The sequence below is a fragment of the Sulfuricurvum sp. MLSB genome (genome assembly GCF_000747095.1).
Classification (GTDB): domain Bacteria; phylum Campylobacterota; class Campylobacteria; order Campylobacterales; family Sulfurimonadaceae; genus Sulfuricurvum.
The window spans coordinates 1-6427 of sequence record NZ_JQGL01000033.1 but is presented as its reverse complement, the minus strand read 5'-3'; the positions used below and the strand labels follow the sequence as shown (position 1 = coordinate 6427).

The following is a 6427-nucleotide window of genomic DNA, read 5'->3' as shown; positions in this document are numbered from 1 at the left end:
CCCAAATGCGGGATGGCACTCGAACTCAAAGAGGCGAGCCTTGCGGAGGGGAACGACGAAACGGACGACTTGAGCCGCCGCCTGTGGGTGAGCGCTGCGCTGGCACTGGTGGTGTTCATCAGCGCGATGGGGTCGGAAATGTGGCCGGAAGCGTTCGGAAGAATCATCGATCCGAAACTCCGCCAGTGGTGTGAACTGATCCTCTCGGCGCCCGTCGTATGGTGGGGCGGGTGGAGCTTTTTTACCCGCGGCTGGGCGTCGCTTCGCACCCGCAATTTCAACATGTTCACCCTCATTGCGATGGGAATCGGTACGGCATGGATTTACAGCGCCGTAGCGGTGATCTTCCCCGGCATCTTTCCCCCGCATATGACGATGCACGGGGTTATTCCTGTCTATTTCGAAGCCGCGGCGGTGATCACGGCGCTGGTGCTGCTGGGGCAGGTACTCGAAGCGCGCGCCCGCAGCCGCACCAACGAGGCGATCCGGCTGCTGCTCGCTCTGGCGCCGACGACGGCTAGGATCGTACGGGACGGGGGGAGCGAAGAAGAGATCGATCTGCGGATGGTGCAGCGTGGAGACCGTCTGCGCGTCCGCCCCGGTGAGAAGATACCCGTGGACGGCGTCGTGGAGGAGGGGGAGAGCTATGTCGATGAGTCGATGGTGAGCGGCGAGCCGATCCCCCTCTCCAAAAAAGCCGGAGATCGCGTGATCGGTGCAACCCTCAACGGCAACGGAAGTTTCATCCTGCGGGCCGAAAAGGTCGGGAGCGAGACCCTCCTCTCTCAGATCGTCGCGATGGTGTCGCAGGCGCAGCGTTCCCGCGCCCCGATCCAGAACGTAGCCGATGCCGTGGCAGGGGTTTTCGTCCCCGCCGTCGTCATCACCGCCCTTGTCGCGTTCGTCGTCTGGTATCTGTGGGGCCCTGAACCCTCTCTGGCGTACGCCGTGATCAATGCGGTGGCCGTCCTCATCATCGCGTGCCCCTGCGCGCTGGGGCTGGCGACCCCCATATCGATCATGGTGGGAACCGGGAAGGGGGCCACCCACGGCGTCCTCATCAAAAACGCCGAAGCGCTGGAGACGATGGAAAAGGTAAACACCCTCGTCATCGACAAGACGGGGACCCTGACCGAAGGCAAGCCGCAGCTGGTGACCCTCACCGTCCGGGAGGGGCTGGATGAGCAAGAGGTTTTGCGTCTGGCGGCCTCGCTGGAGCGCTCCAGCGAACACCCCCTCGCCGAAGCGGTGGTCAGAGGGGCGCAGGGTCGCGGGATCGAACTTACCGCTCCGAAGCGTTTCGAATCGGTTACGGGAGAGGGAGTTGTCGGAAGCGTGGACGCTCATAGCGTGGCGGTCGGAAATCTCAGGCTGTTCGAACGGCTGGGGATCGATCCGCGCGATTGGGGCGCGGCTGCGGACCGTCTGCGCACGGAGGGGCAGAGCGTGATGTTTGTCGCGATCGACGCGCAGGCGGCGGGACTGGTTGGCGTCGCCGATCCGATCAAGGAGAGCACCCCCGAAGCGATCGCGGCGTTGCACGCCGAGGGGATACGGATCGTGATGCTCAGCGGAGACAGCCGAATTACGGCCGAAGCGGTCGCCGCAAAACTGCAGATAGAGAGGGTAGAGGCCGAAGTGCTCCCGCAGGACAAGGCGCGCATCATCGAGCAGCTCCAGAGCGAGGGGCGCATCGTCGCGATGGCCGGAGACGGGATCAACGACGCCCCCGCCCTTGCGCAGGCCCATGTGGGGATCGCAATGGGGACGGGGACCGACGTCGCGATGGAGAGCGCAGGGATCACCCTCGTTCACGGCGACCTGCGCGGCATCGTCCGCGCCCGCCGTCTCAGCCGCGCGACGATGCGCAACATCAGAGAAAACCTCTTTTTCGCCTTCGTCTACAACACCGCGGGGATACCGATCGCTGCGGGAGTCCTCTACCCCTATTTCGGCCTTCTCCTCTCCCCCATGATCGCGGCGGCCGCGATGAGTTTCAGCTCGGTGTCGGTGATTGCGAATGCGCTGAGGCTGCGGGGGGTAAAACTTTGATTGTTTTTGCCACCACCATTGCGCATCTTTAATGTCTGCTCTCGTATCAACAAAGGTATTGACAGTGTGTATCTAAATGGATACAATTTGTTTATGTATACCATTCAGCAAACCCATAAATTTTCGCAATGGCTCATCAAACTCAAAGACATGCGTGCCCGCATCGCAATCGCTCGACGGTTGGAACGTGCTCAGAACGGTAATCTTGGGGATGTGAAGAGCGTTGGTGAAAGTGTTTACGAAATGCGTGTCGATATGGGACCGGGTTATCGGCTCTATTATACGATGCGGGGGGATGAATTGGTTATTTTGCTTGTTGGCGGTGATAAATCGACACAGCAGCGCGATATTGAAAAAGCCATAGAAATGGCAAAGGAGCTATAACGATGGAAACACAATTAACCCCATTTGATATGACACAATATTTGGACAGCGAAGAAGCGATTGCTGAATACCTTACGCAAGTCCTCGAAGAGGGTGATACCGATGAATTGATCCGAGCCATCGGTCATATCGCCAAAGCTCGCGGCATGAGCCAAATCGCACTAGAGAGCGGCTTGGGACGTGAGAGCCTCTATAAAACGTTTGCCCCAGGTTCCAAACCTCGTTTTGACACCATCGCCAAAGTGATACGATCTTTAGGCTTGCATTTTCATATTACGCCGCTTAAAGCGTCATAGAGCTTCTACTCAAATCAGGAAAATGCGAATAAAAAATAAATAAAGGAATCAAATGGATTGGTTAACTCTTTTGACAGCAATAGCAGTGAGCTTACTATTGAATAAATTTTTGCCAGCATACTTTTCTGAAAAGGGTAAAAATACTGCAACTAAAGAAGATATTGAGGAAATAACACAAAAAGTTGAAAAGATTAAATCATCTTTATCCAAAGAAGAAAAAATTCTTGAAAAACGAAGATTGATTTATGAACAAATTGTAAGTTCACTGCGAATTTTTATTTCTGGGCATGGCGTTTCAGATGAACAAAAAGAAAAGTTTTATGAAGCATATGCTGCAGCATGGTTGTGGGCACCTGATGAAGTACTTTCAAACTTAAATATTTTTATTGAACACCAAATTCAAAATACTAGTGTATATGGAACTTTACCGCAAGAAATACTAAAAAAACTATATGCGAATGTAATTCTTGAGATGAGAAAAGATGTTGGTTTTAATGATACAAATATTAAACCAGAAAATTATGTTTTTGCAAAAATTGGATAAAGAAGCAGAACAAAGTTTAATGATAAGTATTTAATGAAGGCTTTATTAACATGACCCCCATCATCGACAACATGGACGTATTCGCCGAGAAATTCGAGGGTGTTGATCTGCACGGCAAAAAGATCGCCAAAGCGGAGTTCGAGGACTGCACCTTCGTCTCTTGCGATTTCAGCGAAACGTTTTTCTCCTCGTGCAGATTTGTCGAATGCCGTTTCGAAAACTGCAACCTGAGCCTGATGAAGCTGACCAATACGAAAATGAGCGATGTCGATTTCGTCTCGTGCAAGATGGTCGGGATCGATTGGACGATGGCCGATTGGAAGAGTCTGCTGAACGCCGATCCGATTCGTTTCCGCGAGTGCATCCTCAATGACAGCAACTTTTTCGGTCTGACTCTGGAGGGGCTGGTGATGAGAGAGTGCCGGGCCAAAGAGGTCGATTTTCGCAACGGGACGTTTCAAAAAGCCGATTTTAGCGGGAGCGATTTCAAGGGGGCGCTGTTCGGCAACACCCGCCTCGAAGAGGCCAATTTTACCGACACGAGCAACACGATGATCGACATACGCTCCAATCATCTCAAGGGGGCGATTTTCAACCGATACGAGGCGCTGTTTCTCCTCGAATCAATGGGGATCGTGCTAGTCGATTAGAGAGACTATTTGTCGATGAGGCGGTAGTCCCCCGCCTTTAAATCCCCCAGCGTCAAATCCCCAAATGTCGAGCGGTGCAGGGCGGTGACGTGGTTCCCCACCGCCGCGAACATCCGCCGCACCTGATGGTAGCGTCCCTCGACGATCTCCAGCGTCACATGCTTCTCGCTGATGACGGCGAGTTTGGCGGGGAGACAGGGGGTTTTCTCGCCGTTCAGCATCAGCGTCCCAGAGGCGAAAATCTCCCCCTCGTCCCCCTTTAGAGGTCGGTCGAGCGTCGCTTCGTACACTTTGGGGACTTTGTGCTTGGGGGAGGTGAGGCGGTGGAGCAGTGCGCCGTCGTCGGTGAGGAGGAGCAGACCGCTCGTCTCTTTGTCCAGCCGTCCGACGGTCGAGATTTTCGGATCGCGGAGCCGCCAGCGCTCGGGAAGCAGGTCATAGACGAGCCGCCCCTCGCCGTCGTCATGGCTACAGACGTATCCCACGGGTTTGTGCATCAAAATCACCATCCCCTGCGGCGGATCGAGCGGCTTTCCGTCGAAGCGGATTTCCTCGTGGGCGACTTTGGTATCGGGTTTGAGGCTCAATCCCTCTGTGTGGGTGATGATCCCCTCTTTGATGAGCGCGGCGACCTCTTTGCGCACGCAATACCCCAGCGACGAGAGGAGTTTGTCGAGGCGGACTTTAGAGCTCTTCAATCTTTGCCTCGTACTCACGCTCGATCCGTGCGATCTCGTCGCTTGCGCTTTCGAGTTTCTCGAACAGCTCCTCGATTGTTTTCTCGTCCGCGGCGACCTCTTTGGAGAGTTCCATCAGCTTCGAGCTATCTCCCTTGTTCGAATAGTCGATGAGGAGCGCGTGGGAGGTTTTGAGCTTCTCTTCGAGCTTCATGATCGTGTTTTCGCATCTCTCTACCTCTTTTTTGAGGGGGGAGAGGAGTTTGGAGCGCTCCTGCACGAGGGCGGCGCGCTGCTGTTTGGTCTCTTTTTTGTTCGTGTTGGGGGTGCTTTTTGTCGGTTTGGGGGCGTCGGAAATCTCTTCGTCCCAGCCGATTTTCTCCAGAAATGCGTCGTAGCCGCCGTCGAAAAACTCCGCGTTCCCCTCGCGGAAGATGATGAGCGCATCGGCCAGCTCGCGTAGCAGCATCTCGGAGTGGGTGACGAGGACGACGGAACCCTCGAAGCACTTCAGCGCGTCGCAGAGCGAGTCGATCGACTGCATGTCGAGGTGGTTGGTCGGCTCATCGAGAAAGAGGAGGTTGGCGGGAGTAGCGATGATTTTGCCCAGCATGACGCGGCTACGCTCCCCTCCGCTGAGGATGCTGATCTTTTTGTCGGCGTCGTCGCCGCTGAACATCATCGTCCCGCAGATCCCCCGGATGCGGACGTTGGGGAGGGTGTTGTCGGCGCTTTGGATCTCCTCGGTGATCGTGCGGTTCTTGTCGAGGCGGTCGATGTTCGTCTGGCCGAAATGGGCGATGGCGGTGGAGGGATGGGAGGTGATCTCCCCGTTCGGCGTCAAGACCCCGGCGAGGGTGTTGAGAAGGGTCGATTTTCCCTTGCCGTTTTTCCCGATGATGGCGAGGCATTTTTTGGCTTCGAGGGCAAACGAGAGGTTCTGGAACAGCGGTTCGTCCGCTGTGTAGCCGAACGAGAGATTTTTGGCCTGCAGTATGACTTTGGCGGGGGTCGGTTTGTAGGAGAACGAAAAAGACAAATCTCTCTCCCCTTCCAGATCCTCCATCACCCCCATCTTGTCCAGCTCTTTTTGCTTGGACTGCGCCAGCGTCGCGGTCGAGGCGCGGGCTTTGTTGCGGGCGACGAAATCCTCTAACTCGGCGCGCTTTTTGTCGTGGTTGGCTTTGGTCTTGACGTAGAGCTCGTCTTCCTGCGCCATCATCTCGTAGTATTTGCGGGTGTTGCCTTTGATGATGCTGACGCTTCGGCGGCGCAGCCCCATCGTGTGGGTCGTGACCGAATCCATGAAATCTCGGTCGTGGGTGATGAGGATCACCTCTCCCTCGAAGGAGCGGATGAACGATGCGAGCCACCGCAGCGAGACGATGTCGAGGTAGTTGGTCGGCTCGTCGAGCAACAGAAGGTTCGGCTCGGTGACGAGGAGCTTGACGAGGTTGAGCCGTATCTGGTACCCCCCCGAGAAACTGAGGGGGTCACGGTCGAGATCCTCCTGCGTGAATCCCAGTCCGAACAGGATCTTCTCGACGCGGTAGACTTCGTGGATTGCGTCCCCTTCGAGTACTGAGGCACACTCTTCGCGCACCGTTTTGTGGGTGAAATGGAGGTGCTGGCGGAGCGTTCCGATCCGGTAGTTTTTGGGGAGGATCACTTCGCCGCTGTCATAGGGTTCTTCGCCGAGGATGATCTTGAACAGCGTCGATTTTCCCGTTCCGTTGCGCCCGACGAAGCCGACTTTGTTTCCGGAGTTGAGTTTGAGGGAGAGATCCTCGAAGAGGATTCGCGTGCCGTAGCTTTTGGTGAGGT

Annotated in this window: 7 protein-coding genes; 5 read left to right on the top strand and 2 right to left on the bottom strand. The window is 55.6% G+C overall.

From position 1 onward, the window contains the following. From JU82_RS03580 to JU82_RS03560, 5 genes are all read left to right on the top strand, one after another. Positions 1–2052, top strand: a 2052-nt coding sequence (locus JU82_RS03580) for a copper-translocating P-type ATPase (RefSeq protein ID WP_037946568.1), incomplete at its 5' end; no start/stop codon positions are given. A gap of 93 nt (positions 2053–2145) precedes the next feature. Beyond that, positions 2146–2436: a type II toxin-antitoxin system RelE/ParE family toxin gene (locus JU82_RS03575; protein WP_037946562.1), complete on the top strand. Its 291-nt coding sequence runs from the start codon at positions 2146–2148 to the stop codon at positions 2434–2436. Between the two features lie 2 nt (positions 2437–2438). Continuing rightward, positions 2439–2732: an addiction module antidote protein gene (locus JU82_RS03570; protein ID WP_037946554.1), complete on the top strand. Its 294-nt coding sequence runs from the start codon at positions 2439–2441 to the stop codon at positions 2730–2732. Between the two features lie 52 nt (positions 2733–2784). Further along, positions 2785–3276 (top strand): hypothetical protein, encoded by a 492-nt coding sequence (locus tag JU82_RS03565; protein ID WP_294892092.1) that lies wholly within the window; start codon positions 2785–2787, stop codon positions 3274–3276. A 50-nt stretch (positions 3277–3326) separates the two neighbouring features. Continuing rightward, the gene (locus JU82_RS03560; protein ID WP_294892091.1) at positions 3327–3926 is read left to right on the top strand and encodes a pentapeptide repeat-containing protein; all 600 of its coding nucleotides are present in this window, start codon (positions 3327–3329) and stop codon (positions 3924–3926) included. A 5-nt stretch (positions 3927–3931) separates the two neighbouring features. On the opposite strand, the gene JU82_RS03555 is transcribed toward JU82_RS03560, so the two are convergent. Next, positions 3932–4624, bottom strand: a complete 693-nt coding sequence (locus JU82_RS03555) for a 16S rRNA pseudouridine(516) synthase (protein WP_037946551.1) — start codon at positions 4622–4624, stop codon at positions 3932–3934. Further along, the coding region (locus JU82_RS03550; protein ID WP_037946548.1) for an ABC-F family ATP-binding cassette domain-containing protein at positions 4611–6427 on the bottom strand (1817 nt) is incomplete at its 5' end. The genes JU82_RS03555 and JU82_RS03550, both read right to left, overlap by 14 nt.